Here is a 17126-nt window from a genome sequence, read left to right as displayed (position 1 = left end):
TAACCTTAAATCTTATCCTCAATACCAGTATGAGTCTTCGCTAGTAAACTTCTCTATTTCTCAAATCAATAGCCCATCTTCATAAGCTGCCTCTACACAAGTCGAGAGAGTATCGGGTTCGATAATCAGCTGATATTTATGGCTAAAACCAAAACATTTGATACCTTGGGGCTTAAACCTATAGGAATGCACCTTAAACAAGCTATCAAACTGAGCAAAATCACGCTTGATACTCGGCAACATTATCTCAGGTACAATCAAGATCTCGAAGCCTTGATTTTCCAGCATAGCAATCGCAATATTGAGGTCATTAACCACCACCTTACGCAGCTCAGGATCTTGAACGAAACGGTCAAAATAGTGGGTATGTCGAGACACAGCTATCGTGTGATCAGTTAGCTGCTTCTAAATACTAAATACTAAATACTAAATAATAGTGCTCTATATCAATATCGGGTTCATGGCTGATGAACAGATAATGGCTGTCTTCCCGATAGGGAATAAAACGGGCAATAATTTGTCTTTCTGCTTAAAAATCAAAGCTGCAATCACTTCCACCAGCCAACTTCAAGCATGGGAAGATAGCTGGAAAATTAGGGCTGGTTTTAATAACTAAGTCATGGCCGATGATTTTAACCAACAAATTCAAAGACACCAGACTTTCCCCGTGATCCCATCATTAGTTATGATCTGAAAAGGAGGATCATGGTCGACGCTGACTCGCATAGACGGCGCAGTCCAGACAGGGAATCAAAGTATCAGCATAAAATGCAGCTAACTTGGTACCAAAACATTGAAATACTTCTGTGCAGAATGACAACTTAACATTTGAAATACGGGATTATTCTGACCAAACAGCATATTCGTTACCACTGGGATCTTTAAAATGAAAACGTCTGCCGCCGGGAAAGGAGAATATGGCTTTAGATATTTCTCCACCAGCACCTTCGACTCTCGCCATAGAAGCTTCAAGCTGAGCAGAATACAACACCACTAATGCTGTTCCCTTAACCAGATCGAAAACCTGTTCAGACAAGAGAAACCACCAGCGATGCCAGCGTTAGTGAAGCAGGTATATTCAGCACAGTAATCCATAAACTCCCAGCCAAATACCTGACCAAAAAACTGTTTGGTAGCAGGGATATCGGCCACTGGCATCTCTATGTAGTTAATTGCATTATGGGCATTCATGGTAATGTCCTCATATGAGAGCAGTAATTGCAGACTGAGCTAATCATGTTAATTATTGTCTGTCAGATAAGATAAAGGGGAGCCAATAAGCTCCCCTTTAAAGATAATAGTGTAGAAATCACGCCTGCATGAGGGCGGCAATCAAGCCAATAATACCACCAAATACTCCGCCCCAAACCACCAGCCAACCTAAGTGTTCTCTGATCATCTCTTGAATGATCTCCTTCACTAAGTCTGGGGTTAACTCATTTAACCTTTGACTGACTATCTCATTGATCTTGGTCTTCATGTCGGCCAGAACATCGGGCTGCTCGAGTTCATTCTTAAGTAAGGTATAAAACTCTTCACTCTGAGATATCTCGACCAATGAAGCCTTCATCTTTTCGATAAAAGGTTCTTTCAATGGAGTGATTGCATCTGTACCGCCGAACATGGTCAGCATGCCACCAAAAGATGACTGCTCGACTGTGATCACCAAGGCATCAAATGCTGGTGACATATCTACCTTCTCAATAACGGGCTGCAAATTAATAGGGGATTCGCTACCACCTTGATCCGACAAGAAGCGATCGATATTTTCATCGGTAAAAAACTGCTTCATCATCAGATGTGAGATACCGGCCTTGAACTCTTCAAAACGAGACGGAATAACACCAGAGCCATACAAGCCTGGTACTTTTTCAAATAACATATGGATGGCTAGCCAGTTTGTCAGTGCGCCTGACAGAGCAAATAAACCTATGCTCAAAACGATAGCCGATGAAAAATAATAGCCTAATGCCAGCAAGAGGGCCGCGATTAGATTTGTGATCACACTCTTATTCAATCTGTTGCTCCAAAAATTAAAACAGCTACAAAACTCCTTTGGCATAATATCATAGACAGCTTAGTTTTCAGTATTTATGGCGTCACATTGTGACGGGCTGGGCAACAGATAACACGCGAATAGCAGATACCTAGACTCAACAAATTTAATGACTTTATACTTAAGTCTCAAAAATACCAGACCTACAGAGTCAACAAATTGAGCTGTTCTAGAGGTGAGTCTCACACAGAGCCAGAGAGTCAATGGATACCAGACCATCACCCGCAACCTTTTCCCGGCCTACAGCCATGACTTTAGTTAATTCGGCAAGTTCCTTGGCTTTGGTAACCAGTTCTGTGCCTACGCCTCTTTTTCTATAGGGCTCAGCCACAAACAGATCGTCAAAATACCAGAGAGGTTTGAGTAATAATGATGAAAATGAGGGATAAAGCTGAATAAAACCAACAGGGATATCTGCTACGAAAGCAATAAATATCGTAGAGTCATTCTCTGCTAATCGGCACTCTATAAACTCTTTACAGGCAGCTAATCGGGAGTCCTGACCTAAGCTTTTCCTGTACTCATTAAATAGCGGTGTTAAAGACTGTAGATCTTCATCTGTGGCGATTCTTATGTGCATTTTCATTCCTTGAATAATGTCTGCCTACATAACGTACCGAGTAATGACATCAAAAAATTGCCATTAACTTCCCTTTCAGTTACATAACCTTAACACATTGATGTGAGTTTGCTTGATGAATTTTTAATAACATAGAATATTTAAAAACCACAAGCTGAACTACACTTGGAACTTAGCCTCTTATCCCTAAGAAGATATTTTCCACTCACTCAATAAAGGACATTCTAATGGTCTCACCATTTAAGACTCCGGGAGCATTGAGCTGGCATGAATTGACATCAAACAATTGTAAAGATTCTATGGGCTTTTACGGAGAAATCTTCGGTTGGACATTTAAAAGAATGGACATGCCGCAAGGTCCCTACTACATCATCGAAAATCATGGAGTCAGTATTGGTGGTATAGCCCCTAATCCCTGTCCTAAGCTGCCGAGTCATTGGACTGGATATATTACAGTAACAGATGTAGATGAGGTGGCAATCAAGGCGAAAACCTTAGGCGGCGACTTACTCTATGGACCGGAAGATATCCCCAATATTGGCCGATTTTGCTGGATACAAGATCCTGATGGCGCCATCATAGCCGCAATAACCTATCTGCAAGCCGGTGAATAATAGCACCTAACAACTTACCATTTGATCAAGTTCTGGACATGCTTCTCAAATCTTTGTAATCAAATGAAAGCACGTGGATCCTATTCAGCGCCACGCCATTTAAAAACACAGATGTCTGGCCTTTGAGCACAAAATCAGGCTCTCCACAGAGATAAACTCGATGCCGGCTCTTGCTATCAGGCTTAACCTGTACGGGAAAATACATCATGGCAATATCGAAGGGGTCACCCAGCTGTACTCGACTCATGGACAATGCCTCTTTTGACTGACTCCTAGTAATGCATCCATGATAAGTAAAATTTCTATGGGCTAACATGAGTTGTAACATGCTGGAATGTAGGTATAGATCGTCACTCGTTCTGCCACCATGATACAAGTTTATCTGTCCTTGGTGGCCGCTTTTAAGTGCATCCAGTGCAATCCCATATACTAGGCCCAGACCTGTGCCACTGGCAATTAAACTGATGTCATCATCAACATAAGTTGTAGAATAACAGCAGTTTCCCCAAGGCCCTTGTAGCAGCAGGCTCTCACCTACACTGGCATGATTAAATAGCCAATCACTGAACTGACCGTTATATTTACGCTTAATATGAAGCTCGATAAACCCATCTAAAGGATCATTGGTAATAGCATAACTCCGGGTCAAGCCATCAAAACGACGAACATTGATGTATTGCCCAGGGCAATGGTTTATCTTCTCAGATGACTTCAACCTAAGTTTTACCACAGAGTCTGATAAATATTGTTTCGAATGGATTTGAGCCGAGGTAAACAGGTTTTGCGCCAAAACAGATTTTAATTTTAATCCTGATGTGGGCTTACATTGGCAGGCACAGAGATAATGGTCCCGCTTCAAGCTCAAGGTCAAGCCTCGTTGGGAGCCTGTAGAAAGCGCGCCATCCACATGCTTCACCAGACAGGTTTTACAGGATCCCTTCTTACATGAGTAATTTACTTGCTGTCCTTCTCTGATCAGGGTGTCTAAAACGGTCTCATCAGATTTGGCATCAAAACCTTGGCCATCGAAATAAAATCTTGTCATCAATTTACTCTGTATCAACTTTATTGCTTGTTTTACGTAATTTAGAAGGCAATAGCCTAAAACATTTATATTACAAAGCGATCAAATTAGCTAAAATGCCTGTTCGATGGAATATTCTTTAGACAACCAGTAAATAGGCACCAAATGTCAAAACCTTTTACCCAATTGGCAGTCAAATTTAGCCACCTCCCTAAGTATCAGCGATACCTGACTATTTTGTTGACTATTTACCTTATTTTCACCACTTTACTCGGTCTCCTCGTTCCCTATATTGCACATAAACAATTGCCCCAAGAGATATCGACACTGCTTAAACGTCCCGTAGTACTTGAAGATATCTCCATCAATCCGTTCACCCTCAAGGTATCGCTGACCGGTTTTAGTGTTCAGGAGAAAGATGAGAGTAATTTCATCGGCTTCGATAAACTGACCTTAGAGCTGGATTTTTGGCGTTCTATTATAAACAGAGCCATCAGTGTGGGTCATGTGACACTTGAGAAACCTTATGCATTTCTAGAGCGACTCAAGACACCGAATTCGTTGACATTTAATTTTTCAGATATCATAGATGAACTTGCTAATCGTGACATCAATGAGACGGACTTGAGTCCATCAGATACGCCCAGCAGCCTGCCTCATATTAAAGTCGAAAACTTCTCTATCCTAAATGCTGAATTACTTTATACCGATAGAGTGACCGATAGTCGACTCCACTATCCGGCCATGACTCTGCACCTGAATGCCTTCGACACCCTAAAAAACCTCGAGGCTAATGGAGACGGCAGTAACCAATTTTCAATACGCTTTGTCGGACAAAATGGCGGAGAAATAGCCACTCAGGGCAAGCTACAGCTATCTCCGTTGAACGTTGTAGGCGAGCTGCAACTTACAGCGATTCAACTACCACAATTTTGGGCGTTCATCGCTGACGATGTCCAGGCTAAGCTCGATAGCGGCCAGTTTAGTTTTAACAGCCATTTTGAAATCAAAGCAAAAGACGATGAGCCACTTCAGCTTCTCACTGAAGATGGCCAATTCTCTTTGGAAAACATCGCCTTCGTTCATGGCCAGCATCAAGTGTTATCTCTTCCCCGATTCAGCTTAAACGGTATCAGTCTCAATTTGGCCGATAAGAAGGTCAAGATTGCCAGTGTAGAGACAGAGAATTTGTCCCTTAACGCAAGTCTGACTACTGACGGACTGGATATCATCCCTCTATTTATGCCTGCAGGCACCTCAGTCCAAGAGCCATCGTCAAAATCAGTACAGCAAGATACGGCTTCTATCACACAAGAGGAGGCTGACCAAGTAACTGATGAACATGCCAGCACCTCAGCCTGGTTGGCTGTTATTGGCAGTGTGACGGTTAAAGATTACGACATAAACTTGGCAGAGAATCGACTCACAGACAATACTCCTTGGCGAATCTTCCCATTCAACCTAAGTACGGGCGAGATACGCTCAGATCTTAAATCACCCATAGAGTATCGTTTAGATCTTGCCATCAACCACAAGGGTACATTCCAATCTTCGGGCTCTGTAGATGCCAAACAAGAGACCTTGAAAGCCGATATCACCTTGTCTAAATTTGATCTCAACCAAATTCAAGTCTACCTGGTGCCATACGTAAATATCGACCTGAAACAGGGTGAACTCAATACCAAGGGCAAGCTCACAGCAGGCTCCGATGAGGCGCTACATTTCTCCGGTGATATTAGCGTCGACAACTTGCTGGTGAAGGACAAGCTCCATAAGAAGACCTTAGTTAAATGGCAATCTATGTTGGTCAATCGTCTAATTTTAGATCAAGGCAAGAACAAATTATCCATAGAGAGCATTAATTTTACCAAGCCATATGGACGTATCATCATTGCCAAAGACAAGAGCACTAATATCCAAGCTCTGCTAGTCAAAGCATCACCCGAGTCATCGAGCGATATCCCCGCAAAAGCAACAACTAAGCCCCAAGCGCCTCTAGGCATAGACATAGGCCAGATACGTTTCAATCAGGGTTCTACCTTCTTCGCCGATAACTCTTTGACCCCTAACTTCGCTGCCAGCATAGAGCAACTAGAGGGAAGCATAGACAAGCTATCATCCAGTGCCAAGCGCCCTGCCTTAGTGGATATCAAGGGCAAGATTGATAAGTACGCCCCTGTAACACTCAAGGGGGAACTCAATCCCCTGCTGGACAAACCCTACCTAGATCTAGCCCTCAATTTCAACAGTGTTGAACTGACATCGGTTAACCCCTATTCAGGCACTTATGCCGGTTACTATATCGATAAAGGACAGCTATCTTTATCACTGAATTACCTGCTGGAGAACAACAAACTCAAAGGCAGTAATCATCTGGTGGTTAACCAACTTCAACTTGGCCAGCCCAGCGACAGTAGTCTGGCTACCAGCCTGCCGATCACCTTAGCCATAGCGCTACTTCAAGACAGACATGGAGTCATAGATCTGGGTCTTGAGGTCGATGGTGATCTGGACTCCCCAAGTTTCAGCTTTGGTAGCATAATCATGACGGCGTTTACCAATGTGATAACCAAAGCCGTCACCGCCCCCTTCAGTTTACTGGCGGGCATGTTCGGTGACGAAGAGCAGTTGGATAAGATCGCCTTTGAATCTGGACAGGCGCTGATATCCGCCGATGAAGAAGATAAGTTGGCCACCCTGGCTAAGGCGCTACTTGACCGCCCGAAATTAACCTTGAGCATAGAGGGGGCCATAGATGCCGTTAGCGATTCCCGGGTTCTTAAAGAGCAAAGCTTGCATCAAAAACTCGCGGACTTGAGCCAGACTGAGGTCGAATCTCTTCCTAGTGAACTCTCAGCCAGCAGTTTTCCCACCCAAGGGCCGCTCTCTGAGGCATTGATAAATCTCTATGAAGATGAAACGGCTTCCAGCGCCAGCGAACTTAAACTCACTATCGAAAAGGAACATAAAGAGGAAGCTGAGCTAGACCAAGAGAAGCAGCAAACTCTCTGGCACATAGCCTTATATAATTTCTGTTTAAACCAACAAGTCGTCGATGACAACATGTTAGGGATCTTGGCCAGTTCACGCGCACGCGCGGTGAAAACACACCTGATAGAGATCAATAAGATCCCGCCGTCACGTATTTTCCTTCTGGATAGTCGAATCGATATTAACCAAGGGGCACAACAAGCCTTACTTACATTAGGTGCCGATTAAACAAAGATTCAATATTGAGTAGACATGAGTTACACTCTCGCCGTTTTCAGACTTTATCAGAGGTAGCTCATGTTTGTTGTTCGTTGGCTTTTAGGCCGTATTATTCTTACCCTTAATTTTATCTTCACGCCAAAGAAACGTAAGCGTCCATCGGATGAACAAGCTAAAATTGATGGTGAAACTGACTTGCTAACTCTGTATCAATACAAGGCTTGCCCATTTTGTGTGAAAGTTCGCCGCGCCATGCGTCGCCAAGGTCTAAATATTGCCACCCTTGATGCTAAGCAAGATGACCACCAGCAAACTCTTGTGGAGCAAGGTGGCAAGGCTAAAGTGCCTTGTTTACGTATCGAAGAAAATGGTGAAACACGTTGGATGTATGAGTCTTCGGATATCATCAGTTATCTAGACACCCGATTCGCATAATCTACAGCTTCACTAAGGCTGTCATTCAATCTAAAAACATTTAGCTCAGTGACGCCTTAGTGATTCCAATTCATATCCCAAGTAAGCTATCTCAACACCTCACTCATTAACCTTAGCTATATTCCATCGATTTATTCAACTCGCTAAAAATTGTATATCATGCTGCGCCCTCGATGTAATTGCGCTATCCTGCCTCAACAACTTGTTTAACGGCTAAAGGTTCCACCTTATTTAAAAGGCAAGAAACCAGATGTCGTCGAAAATTAATACTAATAAGAACATATAAATCTGATGCAAAAATACCTAATAAAAACCTTGTCTAGCTTATTTATCTTGATTGTTTTCGCGGGATGCGCCGATAAAAAAATGCTACCCAGTGATTTTCAAGCTAAGGTCAAAGATAAATTCCACACAGACATTCGCAGTAACGGTACCAAGTTATTTACTTATAAGGCCAAACTCGCCTCTTTGAGTGACTCTTCCAACCCAAGGCCCAATCAGCAAAGCCGGAGTTTAGGTTCTCGTACTGAGCGCTACGAAGTCGATCTCACTGACTGGACCCTGCAGATAGAACTCGGTTTATCTAAGACATTAGACATGACAGGCTATTGCCGCGAAGGTTATATGGAATTAAGCCGACTGATAGAATCCGACCGCGGCGAGATCCGCGGCGAGTGCAACGAAGGCGCGACCCAAGCAGATAGAAAAAAGTTTTCCACCTAGATTCGGCCCTATATTGAATTATTGTTAAGCTTAAAAATTTCAAGTCTTAACCCCGTCAAGTAAATTTGGCTCAAGCACAATATTTAGATATAAATCCGTCTTATCTGAACAAAAAGCATAAGTATTGACGCTGTGACTGGATTGGCGAACTAGATTAAGTTAAAATCCGCATCCGGTTTATATCTGCACTATACGAGTGTCAGAGCAATCAAACAGTTCGGTAGAGAGCCATGAATAAAAAACAGAAGATGATCAAGCTAACGGCAAAACGTGCCAAGGCTCGTAAAAATAAGCACACAGCTCCTACGATTAAGAAATATGTCTCTAAGTCTGACCGAGCTAAGATGCTAGCCCAAGAGGAATCTGAGGCTGCATTGAAATCCACCACAGAACAGAATGACGGTGCAGAAAAAATAGACGCCACTGGGTCAAATGTTGAAACCCAAGCTAAATAAGCGGTATTCACTAAAGTAAGACTTATTGCAGTCATCAAAAAGGGAGCCATGGCTCCCTTTTGCTTATCTATTTTCTACCTGTCTATCCTTACCCGCCTACTCTTAATAAGCGAGTCTTGCCAGCTGCATTAACCAAATTAAGTCACTGAGTTCAAAGTCAGTTTGCCCTAAACGCTTGTCTCCCAGTCTTTAGTCACTCAAGCTAACTTGCTTTATGATCTGAGACTTTTAGGATCTCAGTCACTTGGTTACTCGCCTCACAATCTTACTCTTCATTAATCTGAGCCATCTGAGCACAAGAGGAAGAGAGAGGATTTGGGCTACTGGGCAATAGCTCTGCATCTAAGGGATCTATCTTCTTGCCTGGCTCTTCACTATCCAATGCTGTTTCATTGAGGCAAGCCTGTTTCACTTTCTCAACCAGAGCATAGGCAGTAATCACCCCCAGGATACCAAAAATCACACTACCAATGACCTGCCCTATCAATACCCCTTCGACTCCCCCCCACTTAGCGCCAAAATAGACGAAAGGTATGGTACCTATGGTCGCCTTGCCCACATTTAACAGGGTCGAGTACTTAGCCTTACCCAAATTATTAAACGAAGCATTAGCCACGAAAAGCGCCCCGGAAAACACAAAAAATATCGCAATGTAAGTACAGAAGAAACGAATAAGCTCGGCACTTTCCCCCTGCATGCCGAACACTGAGATAATCTGTTCTTGAAGTAACATGAGTATCACGGAAACGCTGACCACATAAAGTACGCAAAATTGCAGTGCCTTGGTAAGGCTTTCCTGCACTCGTTCAAATTCATGAGCACCAAAATTCTGACCAATAATTGGACCTACCGCACCAGATAGCGCGAATATCATGCCGAAGGACACGGGAATTATACGCCCTAATACGGCCCAGCCCGCCACATAGCCATCACCGAAATCGGCGATGGCCCGAGTGACGACGGCATTACCAATTGGCGTAGCGACATTGGTCATCATGGCAGGCCCTGCAATGGCAAAAATAGGCTTTAAATCTGCGATAAAGTTATCCAGAGTAAACTGACCAAAGAGCTTGTGTTTAACGATAACCCCCCGTGCTGCCACCAGCATGACCGCCAACCGAGCCAATACAGAGGCAACTGCTGCCCCTTCGATCCCCATGCTCATAGCGAAAATAAAAATGGGATCTAACACCAGATTGACACCACCGCCGACTAAGGTAGATATCATAGACAACTTAGCATCTCCAACGGCCCTTAGCGCCGCTCCAAGTGCCATGGCCAAACAGATGAAAGGTAATGAAGGTACTAAAATGTACAAGTAATCTGCAGCAAGCTTGGCAGTATGACCCTTAGCACCAACTAGGGCCAAGAGCTCAGGAATGAAATATGTCACTATCGCAGATACGATCACCGCGATAAACAGGGTGACTATGGCACTATTAAGCAATAAGCGTTTGGCTACATCCAGTTGTTTGGAACCTATAGAGCGTGATACAAGTGCCCCTAGGGCTATGGAGAGTCCTATGCCTATTGATGTGGTAAAGAATGAAATGGTGCCGGCATAACCCACGGCCGCAGCAAGCTCTTGCTCACCTAACAGGCTTAAGAAGAAGATATCAATCAAATCGACCACAAACAGGGCTGAGATACCTACCGCCGCGGTAGAACTCATTACCCAAATATGGCGCATAATTGGGCCTTGAACGAATTTAGCTGTGGTCATTTCTATCCTTGTTTCAGTCTTACAGGTATTAAATTAACTGGACTTACATCTTTTCATCTAGCTATTGGAATGCACTATCTAACTCACTAGCACAATGTTCATAGAAGATTGAACTCACCATTCTCATGGCAAATAAGACGATTAAAGCTACTTTCTAACTCGCTACCGCAATGATCACAGAAGTTTGAACGCATAATCAAAACCAAAATCATTAAAGTTCTCTTTCCAATTCACTGCCGCAGTGGTCACAAAAGACAGCGTCATTTTCATGACCATTCTTCAAGCAGTTACTGCAACGACGTAGATCTTTACTGCGACTTATCTCTTGAGAGATCTCTGCGGTTAATATTCCGGTAGGGATCGCTATGATGGAATAACCGAGCAACATGGTCAGAGCAGCAATAGCCTGTCCCAAGTTGGTTCCTGGGGTAATATCACCGTAGCCGACAGTAGTAATGGTCACTATCGTCCAATAGATAGACTTAGGGATCGAGGTAAAACCATTCTCTGGGCCCTCGACCACAAACATCACGGCACTCAGTACCATGACTATCAGGCTAACGGAGAAAAAGAACAGAAAGATTTTGCGTCCCGACTGTAGCATAGCCCGGAGTAAAACATTGCCTTCACTAAGATATCGTAACAATTTAAATACACGGAATATTCTAAACAGTCTTAAGATTCTGATAACCAGTGTAAAGCTCGCGCCGGGGAAGAATAATGCCAGATAACTTGGCATTACTGAAAGAAGGTCCACCACGCCGTAGAAGCTTCGAGCATAGCGTATTGGGTGAGCGGAGCAATAGAGTCTCAATAGATATTCTAGGGTGAAGATAAACGTAAATCCCCACTCTAAAATATTGATAACCTCGCCATACTGTTCATGAATGCTGGCAACTGTATCCAGAAACACCAAAAGTACGCTGAGAACTATGCTGATAATTAAGGCAATATCAAAATAGCGCCCCAGTGGAGTATCGGTACCGAATATGATCCGACGAAGTTGATGACGGATTGAACCGCCATTATCTGATGATTGCGCTTGATGCATGTAAACTCACTTTCCTCGATCGGTTTAGTTTGGAGGCGCAGAATGTTATCACGACTAACCTTGTCTTGGCCCAATAGGATCATACTTAAACCAAACAAACCGAGTATTGCCCGTTATTTATCACAATACCAAACCGATAACTCAAGTCCTGTGCTTATTGCCAGATTAAGGTATTATAAGCTCACGATATTCAAATAATTAATGAGCTGTTATTTTCCAATGCGCCTATTTTTTTCTGTAGCGATACTGATATTTTTTGCCGGCATATCTTTACCAGTATCTGCGGTATCTTCGATGCAAAACTCATTATCGAGTTCCACGCTGGTAAACATTGGCAAGATAGATCTGGTTGTGGTGACAAAGTCGACCTCATCCATGGCCTTGATGCGCAACGGCAAAGTGCTACGACGCTACCACATAGCTCTAGGAGATAGACCCCGAGGTCATAAGACCCAAGAAGGAGACCAAAGAACACCTGAAGGGCGTTATACCTTAGACTATAAGAAATTCGATAGTGCCTATTACCGAGCCATACATATCTCCTACCCTAACGAAGAAGATCGGCTACGCGCCAGCGCCTTAGGTATTCAACCCGGCGGCCAGATAATGATCCACGGTCAGAATCCAAGGTCTTCTCTTAGCGCCGAAGAAGCGCAAAAGTACAATTGGACCGATGGGTGCATCGCCATTACGAACCCGCAAATGGATGAGTTGTGGCGCGCCATAGACGAAGGTACGCCCATCGAGATCTTACCTTAACCAGCACCTTGCTATTGGGATCATCACTAAGCATGAAAAACGCTATATCTGCACAGGTATTAACCGATACTTGGCCAATTTTTTGCGACAAAATAACCATTTTCCTGCAGGAACTGGGACTAGAGCAGCTCATGTTGACCTGCGACCACGCTGCTCTAAGAGTCAATTCAAATGATGCAGCCAAGGCGCTGAGTCATTATTTCCAGCAGCAAGGTAAAGTCATTTCCAACAACATCATCAATGGCCGGCCTATCTTGATTTTTGAGCTTAATCAGCCCCTCATCATGGGCCAGATAAAAATTGATTGCCTAGAGCTTCCTTATCCTGGTAACAAGCAATACCCAGTCGAAGGCTGGGAACATATCGAACTAGTATTAGCTTGCACGGCCACAACTTGTGACGAACTTGAACAACAGTTATTAGCAATGGCGCCGCAACTTGCACCTGTGTTATCCGGACAATCAGAGATAAAGGTCAAGATGAGCTCACCTCAAGGAGAGCATGAACGTTTGGCTAATCCAACCATAGCCTTTAAGAAAGATGATATCTGTATCAAGGTTCATCCCCACGGCATCAAGGCTGTTATCGAATCTGAACGTTAAATCAGTGAGCCAGAAACGTCTTTAGATCCTGTAAAAACATCAATGTGATGCTGGCAATTAAACAGGTTTTTAGTGCCTTCTGAAGCTGAAGCCTAAGCCCTTACAACAGTATCTAGCGAAAGCATAGCTTAGGAATTTAACTCAAGCAGATATCAGTGAGACCTTCATTCACTTTGAACAAAAGTGAATGAAGGTTTTAATCACTACGAACGGTTTATGGTTTATGGTTTATGGTTTATGGTTTGCCAATACTTAAGCCCCATCTGAGCGCTTTATGTCTTTTTAGGCCCACCCATGGACTTTTTATAACTGGAATAATCCTCGACATTGACAAAGCGAGCCGTGTTATACAAGGACTGTGAAAATCATACCTATATAAACTCATCCCCCATACCGCGACCATTAGCCATGAGCGCTTAAATAAGCCGTGGGCTTCAATGTCTTTATTATTGGTTAGGTATGGTCAGAATCACTAACAGGGATGTAAAGAACGCCACGATACCAAGAATAACCCTTATCCAATGCCATTTAGCCCATTTTTTCAATTCTTCCGCAAGCCCCTCGACACCGACAGTTCCAGATTTAAAACTCTCATTGGCCCCTTTAAAATAGCCAAAATATATCGCTAGCATGATCAGAGTAATGATTGCGGGTACTCGCGAAATCCAATGTGAACTTGTACCCAATATAAGCGGCATAACCCCAGATAAGACTGGAATAATAGTCGCCAAAATAGTTAATGGCGCAAAATACATGAATAGCCTAGGACCAAGAGTATGATGTAGGCTTAAAAACTCTTTTGGCTCCATCGTGCGCCAATGGGGCACTAAAATCATGGCTTCGGTAAGTAAACTACCAACCAGTAATCCTAATGCTAAGCATGAACTCAATTGTAATATTTCAATAATCATTTTTTACTCCGCAGTTTATATTCGTCTAACGCAAGACTAGGGTTAATATTAATACCTATTTGTGCTTGTTAACTTATATCGGCGTGATTAAAATTATCAATTTTTTAATCATAATCCTTAGCATGCCCGGCCATAGGAAATAGATAACAGTGTTTATGATCTTATAGTCTTATAGTCTTATAGTCTTATAGTCTTATAGTCTTATAGTCTTATAGTCTTATAGTCTTATAGTCTTATAGTCTTATAGCCTTATAGCCTTATAGCCTTATAGCCTTATAGCCTTATAGCCTTATAGCCTTATAGCCAGCCTATTAATGGTTTTGGCTAATGTACATTTCCTTTTCCAGTTGACGCCAGCTTCACGAGTTTATCTCGCGAAGACCTGCTTACCAGTGAGTAAGCTTATTGGCGATTAATAACAGCCGTTATTTGTTCCATCGCTGAGTCTCGTCCAGAAAAATAGACTTCCGAAGAGAAAATGCCAGGTAAATGCGGGCAACCCAGATACGATGATCTTCAGCTTTTGAAGCCTGATGATACTGAGAGGAAATAATCCCCCAGACACCAGTGTATGTAAGCTTAAACCAACCGGCCTCGCCAAGGTGGAATGCCTATGAACACACTAAAGATTCAAAACAAGCAGGACACAGAGCGCTAACACTTTAGCATCAAGTAAGCTGCTACTCTATGACAGAATTATTCTGGGAGCCTAGAATGTATGAAGCTTCTAGCATGGGTCAATAAAATGGGTAACTATGCTGTTAACTCTTGTTTAACTACCACAAAAAACGGTAACAAGAGGCCTTGTTACCGTCAGAACTATTAATTAGGTTTAATTTACCGCGATGTAATTACTATAACTGCTACTACCGCATGCATTACTCGCACTAACCTGAAAATAGTTGCTACCGCCAGGGTATAGCTTATCAACACTTACTGAAACATCGGCGCTGCTTGCTGCATCCGTCCACTGACCATCCCACAGTTGCACATCATAACGAGTCGCCCCAGCTACCTGGCTCCAGCTAGCATCAAATTGATCATAAGTAGAATTACTATAGGTTAACCCAGTAGGTGTTGCTGGCGCGGCAGTGCATGAAGTGGCTGCTAGGCTAATAGTGATCCAACTGCTTATCTGTGGTTCATCATCACAATTATTATGTGCAACTATTCGAGCATAGACTTTTGTTTCCGTTAAACCCGTTACATCATAGCTAGTGCCGTTAACATTAGCGAAAAAATCCCAAGAACTCGTTGCCTGATCCCATATTTGCACTTGATAATAATCAGCGCCAGTGGTGGCAGACCAAGTTAACGTAAAACCAGAATGGGTAATATTGCTGGTTACCGGCGCTACTGGTGTGGCAATGCCATCACATTGGGCAACGTCTGTAAGTTGCACATAAATATAATCACTGTAATCACTCGCTCCGGCATTATTTTTCGCTTTAACATGCACCCACTGCTCTGGGTTGCTTAATCCTGAAATATTGATGGTATTACTCGTGCTCGTCCCTGCTGATATCCAACCTGTATTATCAATCCAGCGCTCGACATCATATTGACTGGCACCACTCACAGCCGACCAGGTTAGGTTAAAGGAGCGATTAGTAACCTTACTTGCTACTAGATCACTGGGGGTTGAAGGTAGTGAAGGATTTACTCCGCCTCCGTATAAATAGCTAGCAGCACTGATGTCTTTATTACTTAAGACTTGTGCAAAACCCATAACACTTAAGTTAATTGAACTGTCGGTCGGCACCATAGTTGGGTAACCATTAATACTGAAGGCTGTAGAAAAATAATGCATGATGGAGTAATAGTCATAACTGCCATGGTCCATGCCACCGGAGCCCATTTTTTGGAAGTTATACTGCATGCTAGAGGCAATATTGCTCCAATTAATAGTGAGATAGCTATCGCGATCATTTCGCGATTGTTCATGATAGAAACCAACCGCATGGCCAATTTCATGCACAGCTGCACCATTACCACAGTTTGCAGCTAAACCAAGATCTTGCACGCCACCTTGACGGCCAATCATTGAGTAACAACCACCAGCATTAATCATATTAATATACGAACCTTCATTCGTTCGTGGGACTAACTGAATGCCAGTACCACTATTATTCCAATGATCAATGGCATAATAAAGCGCATTACGCGCTGAACTAGATAAACTAGTGCTCATGACGTACGGCACAACCCCATTGGGCCAAACCGCTCCTGAGTTAGGATATATAATAGCAGCATTGGCATTAATATCGCTTTGGTAAACCTGCTGGGAGTTATCCACCATGATTAATCCATGTTTTAGTAACTCTTGGGTTTCCCCTAATAAAATATCACCAACAAAGGCTTGACCATTGATATCCACAGCGACAAATTCATTACCGTCATTAGTTTTTATGCTTACTAATTGCCGACCTTCACTGGAAAAACCCATTAGGTTATCTTTTCCAGTACGACTAGTTTCATCGGCTAATACAATGGAGCTAGTCACTAGACTGGCTGCCAATATACCTAAGGTAATTAAAGATAATTTACTCATGATAAAACTTCCCTCTATTATTATTGTTTAATTGTTTTCGTTAGTAGTTACCAAATATTTTTCATTCTATTCATGCCATAGCAAGCTGCTTTATTAGCATGGTAAAAAGTGATATTTAAATTTGTAACTACTCAATAAAAAACTAGCAAAACAGCAGTTGAATAGGTATAGGAAAGGCTACCAACAGGCAAATAGCGGCATTGAACAAGGGAATTTAATGATTAAAGTTTAGCCACCTAAAAACAGAGTCAAAATAAATAAAGCAGATAACATTTTAATTAAGCAAAGCTAAATAAGTACGGGCGACATACGTCACTAGAATAAGTATAAGTAAATCATAAACTGGCGACGATTGCTTTAATCCAGCTTTAACCAGAAAATGGCATGACAAACTTGGTGAGTATGAATTCGGCAGCTTGCAGCCTCCAACAA

Annotated in this window: 15 protein-coding genes and 1 pseudogene; 7 read left to right on the top strand and 9 right to left on the bottom strand. The window is 42.8% G+C overall.

Annotation, left to right across the window (positions count from 1 at the left end; genetic code table 11):
- Nucleotides 1-60: 60 nt before the first annotated feature.
- The 4 genes and pseudogenes from SVI_RS08320 to SVI_RS08305 form a co-directional block, all read right to left on the bottom strand.
- Nucleotides 61-378 (bottom strand): hypothetical protein, encoded by a 318-nt coding sequence (locus tag SVI_RS08320; RefSeq protein ID WP_041419806.1) that lies wholly within the window; start codon nt 376-378, stop codon nt 61-63.
- Between the two features lie 463 nt (nt 379-841).
- Nucleotides 842-1191 (bottom strand): annotated as a pseudogene (locus SVI_RS21050) (VOC family protein).
- Nucleotides 1192-1309: 118 nt separating this feature from the next.
- Complete coding sequence (locus tag SVI_RS08310) at nt 1310-2017, bottom strand: hypothetical protein (RefSeq protein ID WP_041419805.1); 708 nt, start codon at nt 2015-2017, stop codon at nt 1310-1312.
- A gap of 208 nt (nt 2018-2225) precedes the next feature.
- The gene (locus SVI_RS08305; RefSeq protein ID WP_013051047.1) at nt 2226-2636 is read right to left on the bottom strand and encodes a GNAT family N-acetyltransferase; all 411 of its coding nucleotides are present in this window, start codon (nt 2634-2636) and stop codon (nt 2226-2228) included.
- 227 nt (nt 2637-2863) lie between these two features.
- Here SVI_RS08305 and SVI_RS08300 point away from each other — a divergent pair, with 227 nt between their 5' ends.
- Nucleotides 2864-3250 (top strand): VOC family protein, encoded by a 387-nt coding sequence (locus SVI_RS08300; protein WP_013051046.1) that lies wholly within the window; start codon nt 2864-2866, stop codon nt 3248-3250.
- 25 nt (nt 3251-3275) lie between these two features.
- Here SVI_RS08300 and SVI_RS08295 read toward each other — a convergent pair whose 3' ends face one another.
- Nucleotides 3276-4295 carry a 2Fe-2S iron-sulfur cluster-binding protein gene (locus SVI_RS08295; RefSeq protein WP_041419804.1) on the bottom strand — a complete coding sequence of 340 codons (1020 nt, stop codon included), beginning with the start codon at nt 4293-4295 and terminating at the stop codon, nt 3276-3278.
- 144 nt (nt 4296-4439) lie between these two features.
- Between SVI_RS08295 and SVI_RS08290 the strand changes: the two genes are divergently transcribed.
- The 4 genes from SVI_RS08290 to SVI_RS08275 all read left to right on the top strand — a co-directional run bounded on the left by SVI_RS08290 (nt 4440) and on the right by SVI_RS08275 (nt 9097).
- Nucleotides 4440-7493: a DUF748 domain-containing protein gene (locus SVI_RS08290; RefSeq protein ID WP_013051044.1), complete on the top strand. Its 3054-nt coding sequence runs from the start codon at nt 4440-4442 to the stop codon at nt 7491-7493.
- Nucleotides 7494-7562: 69 nt separating this feature from the next.
- Nucleotides 7563-7919: a glutathione S-transferase N-terminal domain-containing protein gene (locus SVI_RS08285; protein ID WP_013051043.1), complete on the top strand. Its 357-nt coding sequence runs from the start codon at nt 7563-7565 to the stop codon at nt 7917-7919.
- Nucleotides 7920-8210: 291 nt separating this feature from the next.
- Complete coding sequence (locus SVI_RS08280; protein ID WP_013051042.1) at nt 8211-8642, top strand: hypothetical protein; 432 nt, start codon at nt 8211-8213, stop codon at nt 8640-8642.
- A gap of 230 nt (nt 8643-8872) precedes the next feature.
- The gene (locus SVI_RS08275; protein ID WP_013051041.1) at nt 8873-9097 is read left to right on the top strand and encodes a DUF2986 domain-containing protein; all 225 of its coding nucleotides are present in this window, start codon (nt 8873-8875) and stop codon (nt 9095-9097) included.
- 265 nt (nt 9098-9362) lie between these two features.
- On the opposite strand, the gene SVI_RS08270 is transcribed toward SVI_RS08275, so the two are convergent.
- Nucleotides 9363-10820 (bottom strand): MATE family efflux transporter, encoded by a 1458-nt coding sequence (locus SVI_RS08270; protein WP_013051040.1) that lies wholly within the window; start codon nt 10818-10820, stop codon nt 9363-9365.
- Between the two features lie 211 nt (nt 10821-11031).
- Nucleotides 11032-11871, bottom strand: a complete 840-nt coding sequence (locus SVI_RS08265; RefSeq protein WP_013051039.1) for an ion transporter — start codon at nt 11869-11871, stop codon at nt 11032-11034.
- A gap of 294 nt (nt 11872-12165) precedes the next feature.
- On the opposite strand from SVI_RS08265, the gene SVI_RS08260 reads away from it, so the two are divergent.
- Together SVI_RS08260 and SVI_RS08255 are read left to right on the top strand one after the other, a co-directional pair.
- Nucleotides 12166-12630: a L,D-transpeptidase family protein gene (locus SVI_RS08260; RefSeq protein ID WP_231847852.1), complete on the top strand. Its 465-nt coding sequence runs from the start codon at nt 12166-12168 to the stop codon at nt 12628-12630.
- 32 nt (nt 12631-12662) lie between these two features.
- A complete protein-coding gene (locus tag SVI_RS08255) occupies nt 12663-13232 on the top strand; it encodes a VOC family protein (RefSeq protein ID WP_013051037.1) in 570 nt (189 codons plus the stop codon).
- A 446-nt stretch (nt 13233-13678) separates the two neighbouring features.
- Here SVI_RS08255 and SVI_RS08250 read toward each other — a convergent pair whose 3' ends face one another.
- Nucleotides 13679-14143 carry a hypothetical protein gene (locus SVI_RS08250; RefSeq protein WP_013051036.1) on the bottom strand — a complete coding sequence of 155 codons (465 nt, stop codon included), beginning with the start codon at nt 14141-14143 and terminating at the stop codon, nt 13679-13681.
- 832 nt (nt 14144-14975) lie between these two features.
- Entirely contained in the window at nt 14976-16694 is a 1719-nt protein-coding gene (locus tag SVI_RS20705) for a M12 family metallopeptidase (protein ID WP_049791048.1), read from the bottom strand.
- Nucleotides 16695-17126 lie beyond the last annotated feature (432 nt).

It is taken from the genome of Shewanella violacea DSS12, assembly GCF_000091325.1.
GTDB classification, from domain to species: domain Bacteria; phylum Pseudomonadota; class Gammaproteobacteria; order Enterobacterales; family Shewanellaceae; genus Shewanella; species Shewanella violacea.
Note: the sequence above shows the minus strand (reverse complement) of the source record. Positions and strands in the feature narration are given on the sequence as shown.

What these genes read in the sequence shown, in the direction of transcription:
- SVI_RS08305 (WP_013051047.1), bottom strand. Translation starts at nt 2,636, where the DNA reads ATGCACATAAGAATCGCCACAGATGAAGATCTACAGTCTTTAACACCG.
- SVI_RS08300 (WP_013051046.1), top strand. Translation starts at nt 2,864, where the DNA reads ATGGTCTCACCATTTAAGACTCCGGGAGCATTGAGCTGGCATGAATTG.
- SVI_RS08295 (WP_041419804.1), bottom strand. Translation starts at nt 4,295, where the DNA reads ATGACAAGATTTTATTTCGATGGCCAAGGTTTTGATGCCAAATCTGAT.
- SVI_RS08290 (WP_013051044.1), top strand. Translation starts at nt 4,440, where the DNA reads ATGTCAAAACCTTTTACCCAATTGGCAGTCAAATTTAGCCACCTCCCT.
- SVI_RS08285 (WP_013051043.1), top strand. Translation starts at nt 7,563, where the DNA reads ATGTTTGTTGTTCGTTGGCTTTTAGGCCGTATTATTCTTACCCTTAAT.
- SVI_RS08280 (WP_013051042.1), top strand. Translation starts at nt 8,211, where the DNA reads ATGCAAAAATACCTAATAAAAACCTTGTCTAGCTTATTTATCTTGATT.
- SVI_RS08275 (WP_013051041.1), top strand. Translation starts at nt 8,873, where the DNA reads ATGAATAAAAAACAGAAGATGATCAAGCTAACGGCAAAACGTGCCAAG.
- SVI_RS08270 (WP_013051040.1), bottom strand. Translation starts at nt 10,820, where the DNA reads ATGACCACAGCTAAATTCGTTCAAGGCCCAATTATGCGCCATATTTGG.
- SVI_RS08265 (WP_013051039.1), bottom strand. Translation starts at nt 11,871, where the DNA reads ATGCATCAAGCGCAATCATCAGATAATGGCGGTTCAATCCGTCATCAA.
- SVI_RS08260 (WP_231847852.1), top strand. Translation starts at nt 12,166, where the DNA reads ATGCAAAACTCATTATCGAGTTCCACGCTGGTAAACATTGGCAAGATA.
- SVI_RS08255 (WP_013051037.1), top strand. Translation starts at nt 12,663, where the DNA reads ATGAAAAACGCTATATCTGCACAGGTATTAACCGATACTTGGCCAATT.
- SVI_RS08250 (WP_013051036.1), bottom strand. Translation starts at nt 14,143, where the DNA reads ATGATTATTGAAATATTACAATTGAGTTCATGCTTAGCATTAGGATTA.
- SVI_RS20705 (WP_049791048.1), bottom strand. Translation starts at nt 16,694, where the DNA reads ATGAGTAAATTATCTTTAATTACCTTAGGTATATTGGCAGCCAGTCTA.